Raw genomic sequence first — 13,528 nt, forward strand, 5'->3', positions numbered from 1 at the left:
TGATGTGCAGATGTGCAGATTTCAAATGTGCAGATTAGGACAGTAACGGTTCCGTTACACAGCAAAAATTCTAATATTTTTAGCATTTTATTCTTTAAATCAGTAATTTGCGCATTCTAAACCATTTGAAATTTGCACATCTAACATGACTCCACTACACGCCCTACAGAAATATTTTGGCTACAGCAATTTCAGGCATTCGCAGGAGGCCATTATACAACATGTGCTCAATAAGCAGGATGTGATGGTGCTGATGCCTACCGGTGGGGGCAAATCACTTTGCTACCAGTTGCCAGCGGTGCTATTGAACGGGCTAACCATTGTGATATCCCCGCTGATAGCCCTGATGAAGGACCAGGTAGACAGCCTCAATCTCAGCGGCATCCCGGCGGCATTCTTAAACAGCAGTCAGGACCCTGATGAGCAAAAGGATATCGCCATACGGCTAAAAAACAACCAGTTACGCTTGCTATACGTTGCGCCCGAGCGTTTATTCGGCAAGGATACACGCCTGATGACCTTCCTGAAAACACTGGAGGTGGTGCAGATAGCCATAGACGAGGCGCATTGCATATCGCAATGGGGGCACGATTTCCGACCTGAGTACCTTATGCTGGCTGGATTGAAGAATGAGTTCCCCGGCGTGCCGGTCATCGCGCTGACGGCCACCGCAGATAAGCTCACCCAAAAAGACATCCTCGATAAACTTAACCTGCACAAACCGGCGGTGTTTATCTCCTCGTTCAATCGCGAGAATATTACCTACCGCGTCAATCCAAAAAATAACAGCTTTAACCAGCTCATCAATTTTTTAGGGCAGCGCAAGGAAGATTCGGGCATAATCTATTGCCTGTCGCGTAAATCAACAGAGCTACTAGCAGATAATTTAAAAGACGAGGGTTTCGCCGCCGAGGCCTACCACGCGGGTTTAACCAACGAAAAAAAAGCCAAAAACCAGGAAGCTTTCCTTCGGGATGATGTAAAGATTATCGTAGCTACGATAGCCTTTGGTATGGGGATCAATAAATCGAACGTGCGTTACGTGGTGCACATGGATCTGCCCAAAAACATCGAAGGGTATTACCAGGAAACCGGCCGCGCGGGTCGCGATGGCCTCCCCTCGGATGCCTTGCTACTTTATTCACCGGGCGATGCTATCAAACTACGAAAATTCGCCACGGTAGAAAACAACGCCGAACAAAGCGCCATCATGCTGAAAAAGCTGGACGATATGGTGGGTTATTGCCAGCTGCATGCATGCCGTCGCCAGTATCTGATGCAGTATTTCGACGAGGCCTTTCCCGATAATTGCGGCTCCTGCGACTATTGCCTGAGCGAGTTCGTCAAATTCGACGGGACGCTTATCGCACAGAAGGCCTTATCTGCTGTAACGCGGCTGAAGGAGCGTTTCGGGGTGACGTATATCGTAGATTTCCTGCGTGGTTCGCGAAGCGAAAAGATATGGCCCGAGCATAAACAACTCAAAACATACGGCGCGGGCGACGACATCAGCAAGGCAGACTGGCAGCGCTACCTGCGCGAGCTGATTGCCACAGGTTATTTACGTGTTACCGACGATGCTTACGCCTCGCTAAAGCTGACCGCCAAAAGCGAGTTGGTATTAAAAGGACTGCAAAAGGTAGAACTCATTTCCTCGCAAACTACCGACGAGAAAGAAGCCGCTCCGCTGGATTTCGAGGCCGAATTGCTGGAGACCCTCCGCAAAAAACGCCAGGAAATTGCCGTAATGGAAAACCTGCCTGCCTATATCATACTTTCTGACCCCACCCTGCTGGAAATTGCCACCTACCTGCCCCAAAAGCTGGAAGAATTGCGGCAGATATCCGGATTCGGCGACATTAAATTGGCGCGATACGGGCGGGAGTTTTTAGCTTTGGTTACGCAGTACTGCGCACAAAAAAAACTCGAATCGCGCATCGGCCAAAAAACACCAAAGCGGGAGCGTAAACCCAAAAAAGAGCAAATTCCAGAAACGGCAAGGGCATCGCTTGCGCTTTTTAAACAGGGCTTGTCGGCTGCTGATATTGCGCGCTTACGCAGCCTCTCGCCAAACACCATCGAAAACCATTTAGGTGTTTTTGTACAAAACGGAGAACTGGATGTGCATAGTTTTGTTAAGGAAGAGAAGATACCGGCAATAAAAGATGCCGTTGAGAAATATGGCAACGAGCGACTTGCACCCTTGAAAGAGGTTTTAGGAGAAGATTACTCCTATGGCGAGATACGAGCTGTAATTGCCTGGCTAAACCGGCAAAACCAATTAACATGACAGCTGCAGAACTGATTATCCTAAATTCTGAAGAGGTACGTCGCCGCAGTGTTATGCTGATGGAGAGCATACCCGCCGACGTGATACACTGGAAGCCGGATGAGGAGGCCATGTCGATAATCGAGATGGTGCGCCATATGCTGGAATCGGAATACATCTACGGCATTATCATACAAAACGGCGGCAATTTAGGCGAGGATTTTGTTTCGCCCTGGGAGGGCCGGCCCTTTACCACAATTGCCGATGAAATTGCTTTTTCGGTAGCATATCATGAGCAATTCATACAGCGCCTGCGCAATTACTCTGCACAGGATCTGGCCGAAATAGAAATCAACCGCGAGGAACGGAACCAACGGCGCAAACTGGGCGATTACCTGCTGCGCATCGCTTATCATGAAAGCGTACACGCCGGCAATTTGCTCTCGTACTTAAGAATCCTTAATATTGAGCGCCCGGATATCTGGGATTAATATTGCAATCATGGCCACTACAGAAGACATCTACCAACTTTACCTGCAGCACCCGGTTATCAGTACCGATACGCGCAAAATTGCGCCGGGCAGCCTGTTCTTTGCCCTTAAAGGCGATAAGTTTGATGCCAATACCTTTGCCACGCAGGCCCTGGAAACGGGTGCCGCATACGCCATTATCGATAACCCCGCGTATGCCATTGGCGAAAAATACATCCTGGTAGAAGATGGCCTGGCAGCCCTGCAAGACCTGGCCGCGCATCACCGCAGGCAATTGAGCATACCAGTTATAGGTCTTACCGGCACCAACGGCAAAACGACCACTAAAGAGCTTATCAACGCGGTATTGTCGCAACGCTTCAATACGCTGGCCACCGAAGGGAACCTGAATAACCACATAGGCGTACCGTTAACCCTGCTTAAAATTACGGCAGAGCATGAAATGGCGGTAATTGAGATGGGGGCCAACCACCAACGCGAGATTGCGTTGCTTTGCAGCATTGCCCAACCTACGCACGGGCTTATTACCAATGTCGGTAAAGCGCATTTAGAAGGTTTTGGCGGAGTAGAGGGCGTACGAAAAGGCAAAGGGGAGATGTACGATTATCTGGGCCAGGCCGAAAATCCGGAAGACGGTAACTCAGAAAGGAAAAAAGTAGCATTCATCAATAGCGATGATGCTGTACTGACGGCCATGAAAGATGAACGCGGGCTTACCAGCGTTATCTATTACGGGAAGAATGATAATCCTGATAATATCGTAAGCGGCAGGCTGCTGGATAGTTCGCCACTACTGGTGCTGGAATGGAAGGATAATTTAGAGGGCGGCTCATACACGGTGCCAACCAACTTAACCGGCGCCTACAACCTGGATAATATTTTAGTGGCCATCGCTATAGGTTCAACGTTCGGGCTAACGCCTGAGGAAATAAGCGAGGGCATCGCCGGTTATGAGCCAAAGAATAACCGCTCACAGATATTGCATACCGTAAACAACACGCTCATCTGCGATTTCTATAACGCCAACCCCAGCAGCATGTTCGTAGCCATAGAAAATATGGATAAAATGCAGAGCGGCCATAAAGTGCTGATTTTAGGGGATATGTTCGAAATGGGCGAGGAATCTGCCGCAGAGCATGCTGCTGTGCTGCAAAAGGCAATAGATGCACAGGTTAATGAGCGGATATTCATCGGCAAGGATTTCACCGCGGCTTCTTTGATATTGGAAAATAAAGATAGTACACGCTTCTATTTAACGGCGGAGGATGCCATGGCAGGCTTTAAGGCGGAACCGATTACCAATGCTACAGTGCTGATAAAAGGTTCACGCGGAATGGCTTTGGAAAGATTGGTGGGCTTGTTTTAGATAGAAATATCAATATTCGTTATAGAGATTTAATTTGTCCGGGTCATTTCTAACAGCCCAGAATGAGAGCAAGTTTATAACCATCTTATCTGTAGAGATTTGATAAATGAGAATAGTGGTTTTGTGTAATACAGCGCGCCTAATCAAGGAATCATTTTTATACTGCGCAAACAAGTAGGGGTTCTCTGTTATTTTTCCGATTACCGTATCCGTTCGAGCTATAAAATGTTGGATTTCCTTATCCGTCCATCGTTCGGTTAGGAAGTCTATGATATCGAAATAGGTCTTCTTGGCTTCTTCGGACCAAACAACTTCAATAACAGACATTACAATTATAGATTATACTTCTCCTTTAACTGTTGCATAACTTCGGCGTGCGGCGTTACACGTCCATGTTTAACATCTTGCAGCCCTCGATTTACGGATTCTTGCAAAGCGATATCGTCCTGTAACTTAAAAAGTGCCTTTTGTAGCTTCAATCGTTCATTTGCCTCTAATTTCCCAAGAGAGTCGATGATATCTTCCACGCTTAATTTTACTTGAACTGTTAGCATAATCTAATTTACGACTTTAAAACGCAATTCCAAACAAGCTAACCGCCCAACACCAAATCCGCCACTTCCTCCCCAACCAAACTACCCATGGCCACACCCATTCCATTGCAACGCACGGCGCAGTAAATATTGGGCTCAACTTGTTTTACAATGGGGCTGATATCCTCACCAAAACCCATGATACCGCTCCACCAATAATCAATTTCCGCATTCTGTCCGGGGAGGATAACCTCATTCAGGTAATGGATAAGGCTTTGCTTAACAGCATCAGTATGCCCAAACTCGGCGGTTTCTTCGGCAGCAAAATCAAGATTGCGGCCGCCGCCGAATAGTACCCGGCCATCGATATTGCGGAAATAATAGTACCCCTCATTGAAATGATAGGTGCCCTGCAATTTTAAGGCGGGGATGGGTTTTGTTACCAATACCTGCCCCCGGCCGGGGATAACCTTTAACTCGGGGAATAATTGGTTGGCAAACGCGTTGGTCGCCAGTATTAATTTACCCGTCTTAAATGCCCCAACAGACGTTTTCAGTCGGATATGATTATCCTCCCGCCCAACCCACGTGATTTCGCAGCCGTTCAGTACCAGTACATCCTTTTGATAGCATTTGTTAAGTAAGGTACGCATCATCTTGCCGGTATGTATCTGCCCCTCAAAAGGGTTATATATCATGCGGCTTACCTTATTAAAGCCAAAACCTGCAATTTTTTCATTGGCAACTGAATAAATGTCATGCCCACCAATGGCGTTCTTCAATAAATTATTGAGGTATTCAATCTGGCCGATACATTCATCGGCATACTGTTCTTCGCCCTGCATAAATAATTCGTGGCCGCCGTGCTGGCGGTAGTCGATATTTGCATCGCCGAGGTTTTGCCGCAGGCGTTGCAAGCCGCGCCATTTGTAATTGGCCAAACGAGTCACCTCTCCTTCGGAAGAGTGTTTTAATGCAGATAATTGCTCAGAAACGGTGCCAAAACAGGCAAAACCAGCGTTTTTTGTGCTTGCGCCGCTGGGCAGGAAGCCTCGTTCCAGCACCAACACTTTTAAATTAGGTTCTTGGGTTTTCAGGTGCAGGGCCGCACTCAAGCCAACTATGCCGCTGCCGATGATAATCACATCGGCGTTATCTATAAACGCTGTGCGTTCCCAGTATGAAAAGTTCTGTTCCAAACTCAAAAGTAGCGATCCGGTAATCAAAAAACAGCATATCAGCAAGGCATTTTGACATTCCTACTATACCCTTTTGCGCAATATGGAATACTTTTTGAAATACCCCACGTATAAAAATCAATCACACGATGTTTCAATTAACCCATATACTGTTATTCATCAACCCCGGCTCTGCCTGGTTGTTGATGATTGTTATAGCCCTGGTGAGCTTTTTGGTGCAGATGCGCTTCAAAAGCAAATTCAGGCAATATGCCGAGATGCCGTTACTCTCAGGCTTATCCGGCCAGGAGGTAGCCGAAAAAATGCTGCGAGACCATGGCATTTTCGATGTGCGCGTAATTTCGGTTGAGGGTCAGCTTACAGACCATTACAACCCCGCCGATAAAACCGTTAATCTTAGTCCCGATGTGTATTACAGCCGCAGTGTTGCCGCCGCCGCAGTAGCCGCACACGAATGCGGGCACGCCGTACAACACGCCAAGGCTTATGCCTGGCTAAACCTGCGCTCTTCATTGGTGCCAGTAGTCAATGTAGCCTCTAACCTCACCCAATGGGCACTGATGATTGGCGTACTGCTGATGATATTTATCCACAGCACTTTCGTACTGGCCATCGGTGTTGGCGCACTGGCGCTGGTTACGCTGTTCAGTTTTATTACCCTGCCGGTAGAATTCGATGCCAGCAACAGGGCGTTGGCATGGCTGAACAATAATTACACGGTAGTACAAACCGGCAACGAGCACGCCCAGGCAAAGGATGCGCTGTGGTGGGCCGCCATGACCTACGTTGTTGCGGCCGTTGGCTCATTAGCTACACTGGTTTACTACGCTTCGTTTTTGGTGAACAGGAGAGACTAATCAGCGATTAGTGGTTAGTTAATTAGAGATTAGAAGCGCCCTTGATTCGGGGTGCTTTTTGTTTTTTAAAGTTAATTGTAACGACAAATACCTGGGCATCCAATTTAAAATTGCCGGGCAGGCGCATTACGGCTGGGTAAAGCTTAGCCGCGATACCGCCAAAAACGAGATCGTAATAAAGAGTTTCGGGTACAATAAAACCGGCGGGGTATTAAAGCGGGAGAGAGGTAGGTTGTGCTAATCAAATCAGGTTGAACAGAAATCAGCCTGATTTGATTCGTTTTTAGGTATCTGTCGTTATCTCATCCCATTCATCGGCATACATCGTTAGCCAGTTCAGGGCATAGTGGCGTTCGTACACCACATCGTTGTCCATATGATAGGGCATAGGGGTTTTGTTCAGCCTCGCCTCTGTTGTGGCCCAATGGATGCGGTAGATGAGGTCCGCCTCGTTCAATATATCCTCGGTGTTACGCAGTTTCGCATCCTGTATCCAATTTAAAGGGTTGCCATCAAGGTCGGGCAGGTTTTCGTAATGGGTGAAACTGCAGCGGACGTTTGGCAAAGGCAATACCCTAAAATTCCCGAGGGACCACAGCAAAACGTTCAGATTCTCTATCCGCCAAGTCATCTCATCATCCTGCTTTTCTGTCCGCTTTCCTAAAAGGTATTTCTGCTCGTCGGGCGATACGCTTCCCCATAGATGGTTTTTCTTGAAATAATCAACCATATATTCAGCGGTTTTGGCGCCATGCGCCACATATATCAACCCATAAAGGATAACGCAACGGCGGGCAACATCAATATCGCTACGGAAATGCGCGTTGGTATGGTCCTCAACTTCGGGCAAGCTAGCCAGCACGGGTATCTTACGTGATTTCAGGAAGTCGTCGGTAATCTTTTTCCGCTCCGCAGATGTAAGCGGGTGGTCGGTAGGGTACTCTGGCTTATCAACTTTGAATTGTATCTTTCCTGAAGATGGGGTGCAATTAGAAAGTAAGCCGATGGCAGATACAAGGCATAAGCAGGCAACGAGCTTTAAACCTTTACCAATCATTGCTCAATTGTACCTGTACGGCGCTACCAAATAAAACTCGGGGATTTGTACGTTGAATACGGAAGTATCTAACAGGCGCTCCATCTGGTATTCGCCTTTCATGCTGCCCATATCGGTTTTGAGGTTGCAGCCCGATACGTATTCGTGGGAGTTGCCGGGTTCTATAATGGGTTGCTGGCCTACTACGCCTTCGCCTTCTACCTCGCGCTTGGCGCCGTTAGAATCGAATATATACCAGTGGCGGCTAAGTAAGCGCACGGCATAATTACCCATATTCTCTATGATTACCCGGTAGGCAAACATAAAGTGGTCATTAGCCGGGTTCGAATATTCGGGCTGGTAAATTGTTTCAACTGAAACCTTAACACCTTCAGTTATGATAGTAGCCATGGCTTGTTAATCTCTTTTAATTCAAATATATAGCATCGCAACAAATATTACGCCATTTCAAAGGCATATTTTTTGTCTACCTCGGCTAATATTTCCATAATCTCTTCTACGGTGGCGGCGGTAACAAGTTTCATCCTGTGCTCCTTAAAATCGGGCACACCTTTAAAATAGTTACTATAGTGGCGGCGCATCTCAAAAATGCCGGTGCGCGGGCCTTTCCATTCCATACTTTTTTGCAGATGGGTTTTGCAAACTTCTATGCGTTCGGCAATAGTTGGCTTATCCAGATGCTCGCCGGTTGCGAAATAATGCTTTATCTCGCGGAATATCCATGGGTAACCAATTGCGGCACGACCTATCATCATGCCATCCACCTCGTACTGCATACGCCATTCGGCTGCCTTCTCGGGCGAATCAATATCGCCATTACCGAAAATCGGGATTTTTATGCGCGGATTCTTCTTGATAGAATGTATCAGGCTCCAGTCGGCAACGCCTTTGTACATTTGCGCGCGGGTACGGCCGTGTATGGTTAGCGCCTTTATACCCACATCCTGCAAGCGTTCGGCAACTTCGTAAACGTTTTTAGTGTTATCGTCCCAGCCGAGGCGGGTTTTCACCGTTACGGGCAGATGTGTAGCATTTACAACCGCTTTGGTCATGGCCACCATTTTGTCGATATCCTGTAATAAGCTTGCACCCGCGCCACGGCATGCTACCTGTTTTACGGGGCAACCGTAGTTGATGTCCATCAGGTCGGGGCCGGCAAGGCTTGCTATTTCGGTAGCTTCGCGCATGTGGTCGATGTCGCTACCGAATATCTGTATACCTATCGGGCGTTCGTACTCGAATATATCCAGTTTCTGGCGGCTTTTGGCGGCATCGCGTATCAATCCCTCCGAAGAAATAAACTCCGTGTACATCATGTCTGCGCCGTTTTGCTTGCATACGTAACGGAAAGGCGGATCGCTCACGTCTTCCATTGGTGCCAGCAGCAGCGGGAACTCCCCTAAATCTATATTTCCTATTTGTACCGCCATGGATTATATTCGTTGCAAATTTACAAAAATTAAGCTAAATGATAAAAGGGCCTGTAAATCACGCAAATCAGCTGTCGCCCCAGCTGCAATTCGCTGTTTTTATAGGGCTTTCTGTAGGTACGGTGTTCCTTTTCAACCTTATCGGCCTTGGCGTTATTACTGCACTTTATGGTAAGGGACTAATAGAGCAACTGTACCGGCTGGATTTCTCGGGCCCTCGAATGGCGCAGGCCCTGTACCTTCTGCAAATCATCAGCACTACGGTGCCTATTTTTATAGCTCCCGTTATCTTCGCGCGTTTTATCGTGAAAGAGCCAGCTGCATACCTTAAGCCTGGCGTTAAATTCCCGTGGGTGCTGATGGTCATCGTGTTTTTCGTGATGATCTCGTCTCTGGCGCAGATAGAGCTTTTGAGCAACCTTAACCAGCAGATGCTGTTACCCAAATGGCTAAGCGGGGTTGAGCAATGGATGAAAAAGAGCGAGGACCAGGCGCAGGCCCTAACCAAAGCTATTTTAAAGATGGATAACGTTTGGGATATGCTGAAGAACGTAGTGCTGGTAGGCCTGCTTACCGCCATTGCCGAGGAATTTATGTTTCGCGGGGTGTTGCAGACCATTATGCAACGATGGACCAAAAACACGCACGGCGCCGTTTGGATAACGGCGGCTATATTCAGCGCTTTCCACATGGAATTTTATGGCTTTTTGCCCAGGATGTTACTTGGGGCATTGTTTGGGTATTTTGTGGCCTTTAGCGGCAGTATATGGCCTGCAGTATGGGGCCATTTCATCAACAACGGACTTGCCGTTTTAGCAACCTATTTGTTTCAGCAGAAAAAAATAAAGGTAAACCCCGACGATACGCACACATTTACTTACGGGAGCTATGTATTTAGCGCCATAATTATTATAATTTTGCTTTTAGTTTATAAAAACATAACATCGGGCAAAAAGCAGGCAGTTAACATTAATGGAGAAGGACTGGGTTAAAATTTTTACTTCAACCAATTTTTACCAATCAGAAATTGTTAAGCAAATGCTTACCGGGCACCATATCCACGCCGTATTGCTCAACCGGCAGGCATCATCGCACCAGGATTTCGGAGATATCGAGGTTTACATACACCAGGAAAACTTCAGCACAGCCCTCGAGATTATGATTTTGAACCAATTGAACTTATGAAGACACGCGCCATCACAGGCTTCTTTTTTATTATTGTAATGTTAGGCTCGGTACTTCTGAGCGACTATATATTCGGGGCTTTTTACTTACTCCTTTGCTTGCTTTGCCTGCACGAGTTTTATGGGCTCAATATCAAAAGCGGCATACAACCTAATCGATTGGCCGGATTTATAACGGCAATACTGGTATTCTCGGGCTTTGCGCTTATTAATTACTCCAGCCTATCGGCATTGCCTGCAACGGAAACGACTGCAGTTTGGGGCCATAGGCTGCTCTTTCTTTTGCCGCTCTCGGTTAGCGCAATATTCATCCACGAACTTTTTAAAATAGACGCATCGCCGTTCACCAATATAGCTTATACCATCCTGGGCCTTGTGCTTATTTGCATCCCCTTTAGCTTTTTTATTGCATTGGCTTATGTAAAGCCTACCAGCTCGGCAGGAGCGCACAATTTGCATATCCCGCTTGGCTTTCTGCTGATGCTTTGGAGTAACGATACAGGTGCCTACTTAGTAGGGCGGGCCATCGGTCGCACCAAATTGTTCGAGCGGCACTCGCCCAAGAAAACCTGGGAGGGTTTTATCGGCGGGGTGTTGATTGCCGCGTTGGTAGGTTTCGTCATCAGCCTGTATTTTAAAGACCTCCCCTGGAACCAATGGGTTTCTATAGCCATTATCATCGGCTGCTTTGGCACGCTGGGCGATTTGGTAGAATCGATGTTCAAGCGCAGTATCAACATCAAAGATTCGGGCGGCATACTGCCGGGGCACGGCGGCCTGCTGGATAGGTTCGATGGTTTTTTAGTTGCTGCGCCGTTGGTATATACCTACCTGTACTTCGTTGTAAATGTTTAGTTTTGTAATAATTTATTAATCAATATATAAGCTCCTATGACTATCCATAAAGAAGGATACACCTCCATAGCCTTGTGCGTACTGTTTATCGCGGTTTTAAACGCAGCTATTCAATTTTACTACCCCGAAGCCAATACGCTGAGGTGGATAGTGTACGTCCTATCGGCTATGCTGTTTTTTATTATCCTGCAGTTTTTCCGCAGCCCGGTGCTGGCGCTTAATGCCGAAGAAACCGAAGTGCTTTGCCCGGCCGATGGCAAGGTGGTGGTTATAGAAGAAACGGTAGAAACCGAATATTTCAAAGATAAACGCATCCAGGTATCGGTATTTATGTCGCCGGTGAATGTGCACATCAACCGCAATCCTATAAGCGGTATAGTAAAATACTTCAAATACCACCCGGGCAAATACCTCGTGGCCTGGCACCCAAAATCATCTACCGAGAACGAACGCACTACCGTTGTTACCGAAAACAGCGAGGGCGTTTCCGTATTGTTCCGCCAGATTGCAGGCGCATTGGCCCGCCGTATAGTTTGGTACGTAAAAGAGGGCGATAAGGTGCAGCAAGGGCACCAGTTCGGCTTTATTAAGTTCGGTTCGAGGGTGGATATATTTTTACCGCTTAACGCCAAAATAAACGTTTCCATCAACGATGTGGTAAAAGGCGGGCGCACTGTATTAGCCGAGTTACCAAGCGTTGGCAAATTCGTAGATATTGACGACGTGCCTGACGACATGCAGATACCCGATTTTACCCAGCCATCCAAAGCCGCTTTATCTGATGAGCACGGCGAGCCAACCATGGTTGTAGAACACGAAGCAAAGCCTAAAAGAGCAAGCACCCGCAAAGCAAAAACAGCCCCAAAAGAGAAATTTGCTAAAGCTAAGAAGTAGTGGGTGGTTGATTAGGTGAGTGGTTCTCTTGCAGATTTCACTTTAAATACAAAAGGTTCGCAGGCGACAAGCTTGCGAACCCTTTTATTACCCCTTATATGGCTACCCACGGTAGTAAGAACCGCTCAACACTCACTCAATCAAGCGCTCACCCTAACTTAATTTTGCCACAGGCCCAATTCCCAGCCCATCAGGTGCAATTTTTGATGTTCGGCTTCGTAAAGCTTATCAATGCCTTTGGCGTAATCGCGGATGCGCTCATCGCGGTCGTTAGATTGTTTTACCACATAGCTGTTGAACAGCCTTTTCATAAAAACATCGTCGAAACTTAAGCCGGTTGCGTCGTTGTCGCGCCGTATCGCTTCCCTGGTTGCCAGCAGGGGGCGTGCCTCGGGGAAGTATATCCAAAATGCAGGCTGGTATTCGGTATTATTTACATTGCCGGCTATTTTTACTTTTATCAGCGGGGCTATGCCGATGATGCGCGGTTCGAAGATACCCCGTTGCTTATCGTACAACCAATCCTCCTTAATCCGGAATTTCACCATGTTATCGGGGTTAAATTCGCCTGCTACCAACCTAGAGCTTGTTTTATCGCCAGTTTTCTTATCTACAATATCTACCACCGCGCTATCTGCCAGCATGCTGCGTGCCTGTGCCACAGTCAGGCGTTTGGCGAAGCTATCGCCATTGGGGTCGTCTTTGGTAGAGCGGGGGTCGTAAGCTGCTATATCGCGGTTATCTATGCCGGCTAAGATCACATCTATCAACCTACGCTTGGGCGATGCCAGGTATTGGTTCATTTTTTCGCGCAGGTCTATCTCGCGCCATACGCGCTTGGCAAATACCACATCGCGCTCATGCACGGCGGCATAAGCTGTAGTTTTGGTAGAGTTGGGGATATTGGTTTTGCGGTAATAACCATCAAGCGGGCGTATAAACGCAGGTTTTACTATGGTAAAGCGGCCTGGCACGCAAGTGCTGGTCAGGTAGTCTTTACCGTTGAAGGATCGGTCGCTGCTCCAGGTGCCATCTATAACAAACAGGGTGTTGAGCGAATCGACCGTAAAAGTGCCACGCATTTTTTTGAGACAAAACTCATAATGCCCGCCTTCGCAATCGCAGCTAACGCCTTTATATTCTTCCAGCGTAACCTTATTGCCGTCTATAGTGCCCTGCAGGGCGAAAACAACCTTATGGTTATCCACGGTACTGAAGGTAGATGTGCCGCTGAGCGTTTTGCCGGTTTGCACCAGATCTATCTCCAGCTTAAATTTAACGTCCTTATTATCCTGCGGCAACTCGCCCAGCCATTTGCCAGTAAGGTTTTGGCCATGGGCCGTAATTGCGGTAAGAAAAACGAATAAAGTCAACAGGTGTTTCATCAGCAAGC

General features: G+C 47.5%; 15 protein-coding genes and 1 pseudogene. 9 read left to right on the top strand and 7 right to left on the bottom strand.

Features of this window, described 5'->3' with window-relative positions; all coding sequences use genetic code 11:
- The first annotated feature begins 145 nt into the window (after positions 1-145).
- Genes recQ through AC1DXC_RS03320 form a run of 3 tightly spaced genes read left to right on the top strand, consistent with a single transcriptional unit; the run spans position 146 to position 4,126 of the window.
- Positions 146-2,290, top strand: coding sequence for a DNA helicase RecQ (recQ, locus tag AC1DXC_RS03310; RefSeq protein WP_477457711.1), 2,145 nt, complete (start codon positions 146-148; stop codon positions 2,288-2,290).
- Positions 2,287-2,760 (top strand): DinB family protein, encoded by a 474-nt coding sequence (locus AC1DXC_RS03315; protein WP_477457712.1) that lies wholly within the window; start codon positions 2,287-2,289, stop codon positions 2,758-2,760. Before recQ ends, AC1DXC_RS03315 begins: the two co-directional genes overlap by 4 nt.
- A gap of 10 nt (positions 2,761-2,770) precedes the next feature.
- Positions 2,771-4,126, top strand: coding sequence for a UDP-N-acetylmuramoyl-tripeptide--D-alanyl-D-alanine ligase (locus AC1DXC_RS03320; protein ID WP_477457713.1), 1,356 nt, complete (start codon positions 2,771-2,773; stop codon positions 4,124-4,126).
- 9 nt (positions 4,127-4,135) lie between these two features.
- Here the strand turns inward: AC1DXC_RS03320 and AC1DXC_RS03325 are convergent, their stop codons facing one another.
- The 3 genes from AC1DXC_RS03325 to AC1DXC_RS03335 all read right to left on the bottom strand — a co-directional run bounded on the left by AC1DXC_RS03325 (position 4,136) and on the right by AC1DXC_RS03335 (position 5,858).
- Positions 4,136-4,453: a type II toxin-antitoxin system RelE/ParE family toxin gene (locus tag AC1DXC_RS03325; protein WP_477457714.1), complete on the bottom strand. Its 318-nt coding sequence runs from the start codon at positions 4,451-4,453 to the stop codon at positions 4,136-4,138.
- Positions 4,454-4,458: 5 nt separating this feature from the next.
- Positions 4,459-4,653 carry a hypothetical protein gene (locus AC1DXC_RS03330; protein ID WP_477457715.1) on the bottom strand — a complete coding sequence of 65 codons (195 nt, stop codon included), beginning with the start codon at positions 4,651-4,653 and terminating at the stop codon, positions 4,459-4,461.
- A 65-nt stretch (positions 4,654-4,718) separates the two neighbouring features.
- Positions 4,719-5,858 (bottom strand): NAD(P)/FAD-dependent oxidoreductase, encoded by a 1,140-nt coding sequence (locus AC1DXC_RS03335; RefSeq protein WP_477457716.1) that lies wholly within the window; start codon positions 5,856-5,858, stop codon positions 4,719-4,721.
- A gap of 128 nt (positions 5,859-5,986) precedes the next feature.
- Between AC1DXC_RS03335 and AC1DXC_RS03340 the strand changes: the two genes are divergently transcribed.
- Both AC1DXC_RS03340 and AC1DXC_RS03345 read left to right on the top strand, forming a co-directional pair.
- On the top strand, positions 5,987-6,715 hold the full coding sequence (locus tag AC1DXC_RS03340; RefSeq protein WP_477457717.1) for a zinc metallopeptidase: 729 nt from the start codon (positions 5,987-5,989) through the stop codon (positions 6,713-6,715).
- 58 nt (positions 6,716-6,773) lie between these two features.
- Complete coding sequence (locus AC1DXC_RS03345; protein ID WP_477457718.1) at positions 6,774-6,956, top strand: hypothetical protein; 183 nt, start codon at positions 6,774-6,776, stop codon at positions 6,954-6,956.
- A gap of 42 nt (positions 6,957-6,998) precedes the next feature.
- On the opposite strand, the gene AC1DXC_RS03350 is transcribed toward AC1DXC_RS03345, so the two are convergent.
- From AC1DXC_RS03350 to dusB, 3 genes are read right to left on the bottom strand one after another with little or no spacing between them, the layout of a single operon-like run.
- Entirely contained in the window at positions 6,999-7,772 is a 774-nt protein-coding gene (locus tag AC1DXC_RS03350; protein ID WP_477457719.1) for a DUF4272 domain-containing protein, read from the bottom strand.
- Between the two features lie 3 nt (positions 7,773-7,775).
- Positions 7,776-8,162 (bottom strand): Co2+/Mg2+ efflux protein ApaG, encoded by a 387-nt coding sequence (apaG, locus tag AC1DXC_RS03355; RefSeq protein ID WP_477457720.1) that lies wholly within the window; start codon positions 8,160-8,162, stop codon positions 7,776-7,778.
- Between the two features lie 47 nt (positions 8,163-8,209).
- Positions 8,210-9,202, bottom strand: coding sequence for a tRNA dihydrouridine synthase DusB (gene dusB, locus AC1DXC_RS03360; RefSeq protein ID WP_477457721.1), 993 nt, complete (start codon positions 9,200-9,202; stop codon positions 8,210-8,212).
- Between the two features lie 38 nt (positions 9,203-9,240).
- On the opposite strand from dusB, the gene AC1DXC_RS03365 reads away from it, so the two are divergent.
- From AC1DXC_RS03365 to AC1DXC_RS03380, 4 genes and pseudogenes are all read left to right on the top strand, one after another.
- Positions 9,241-10,194, top strand: a complete 954-nt coding sequence (locus tag AC1DXC_RS03365) for a lysostaphin resistance A-like protein (RefSeq protein WP_477457722.1) — start codon at positions 9,241-9,243, stop codon at positions 10,192-10,194.
- The gene (locus AC1DXC_RS03370) at positions 10,175-10,387 is read left to right on the top strand and encodes a putative signal transducing protein (protein ID WP_477457723.1); all 213 of its coding nucleotides are present in this window, start codon (positions 10,175-10,177) and stop codon (positions 10,385-10,387) included. The genes AC1DXC_RS03365 and AC1DXC_RS03370 overlap by 20 nt, the downstream gene beginning before the upstream one ends.
- Positions 10,384-11,241, top strand: a complete 858-nt coding sequence (locus AC1DXC_RS03375) for a phosphatidate cytidylyltransferase (protein ID WP_477457724.1) — start codon at positions 10,384-10,386, stop codon at positions 11,239-11,241. Before AC1DXC_RS03370 ends, AC1DXC_RS03375 begins: the two co-directional genes overlap by 4 nt.
- Positions 11,242-11,277: 36 nt before the next feature.
- Positions 11,278-11,931: pseudogene (locus AC1DXC_RS03380) on the top strand (phosphatidylserine decarboxylase family protein); the annotation flags it as partial.
- A 362-nt stretch (positions 11,932-12,293) separates the two neighbouring features.
- Here the strand turns inward: AC1DXC_RS03380 and porN are convergent.
- Positions 12,294-13,520 (bottom strand): type IX secretion system ring subunit PorN/GldN, encoded by a 1,227-nt coding sequence (gene porN / locus AC1DXC_RS03385; protein ID WP_477457725.1) that lies wholly within the window; start codon positions 13,518-13,520, stop codon positions 12,294-12,296.
- Between the last annotated feature and the right edge of the window lie 8 nt (positions 13,521-13,528).

The sequence above is a fragment of the Mucilaginibacter sp. P2_D11 genome (genome assembly GCF_056404435.1).

Bases quoted from the DNA above. Each gene is read 5' to 3' on its own strand.
- recQ (WP_477457711.1), top strand. From the start codon at position 146: ATGACTCCACTACACGCCCTACAGAAATATTTTGGCTACAGCAATTTC.
- AC1DXC_RS03315 (WP_477457712.1), top strand. From the start codon at position 2,287: ATGACAGCTGCAGAACTGATTATCCTAAATTCTGAAGAGGTACGTCGC.
- AC1DXC_RS03320 (WP_477457713.1), top strand. From the start codon at position 2,771: ATGGCCACTACAGAAGACATCTACCAACTTTACCTGCAGCACCCGGTT.
- AC1DXC_RS03325 (WP_477457714.1), bottom strand. From the start codon at position 4,453: ATGTCTGTTATTGAAGTTGTTTGGTCCGAAGAAGCCAAGAAGACCTAT.
- AC1DXC_RS03340 (WP_477457717.1), top strand. From the start codon at position 5,987: ATGTTTCAATTAACCCATATACTGTTATTCATCAACCCCGGCTCTGCC.
- AC1DXC_RS03350 (WP_477457719.1), bottom strand. From the start codon at position 7,772: ATGATTGGTAAAGGTTTAAAGCTCGTTGCCTGCTTATGCCTTGTATCT.
- apaG (WP_477457720.1), bottom strand. From the start codon at position 8,162: ATGGCTACTATCATAACTGAAGGTGTTAAGGTTTCAGTTGAAACAATT.
- dusB (WP_477457721.1), bottom strand. From the start codon at position 9,202: ATGGCGGTACAAATAGGAAATATAGATTTAGGGGAGTTCCCGCTGCTG.
- AC1DXC_RS03365 (WP_477457722.1), top strand. From the start codon at position 9,241: ATGATAAAAGGGCCTGTAAATCACGCAAATCAGCTGTCGCCCCAGCTG.
- AC1DXC_RS03370 (WP_477457723.1), top strand. From the start codon at position 10,175: ATGGAGAAGGACTGGGTTAAAATTTTTACTTCAACCAATTTTTACCAA.
- AC1DXC_RS03375 (WP_477457724.1), top strand. From the start codon at position 10,384: ATGAAGACACGCGCCATCACAGGCTTCTTTTTTATTATTGTAATGTTA.
- porN (WP_477457725.1), bottom strand. From the start codon at position 13,520: ATGAAACACCTGTTGACTTTATTCGTTTTTCTTACCGCAATTACGGCC.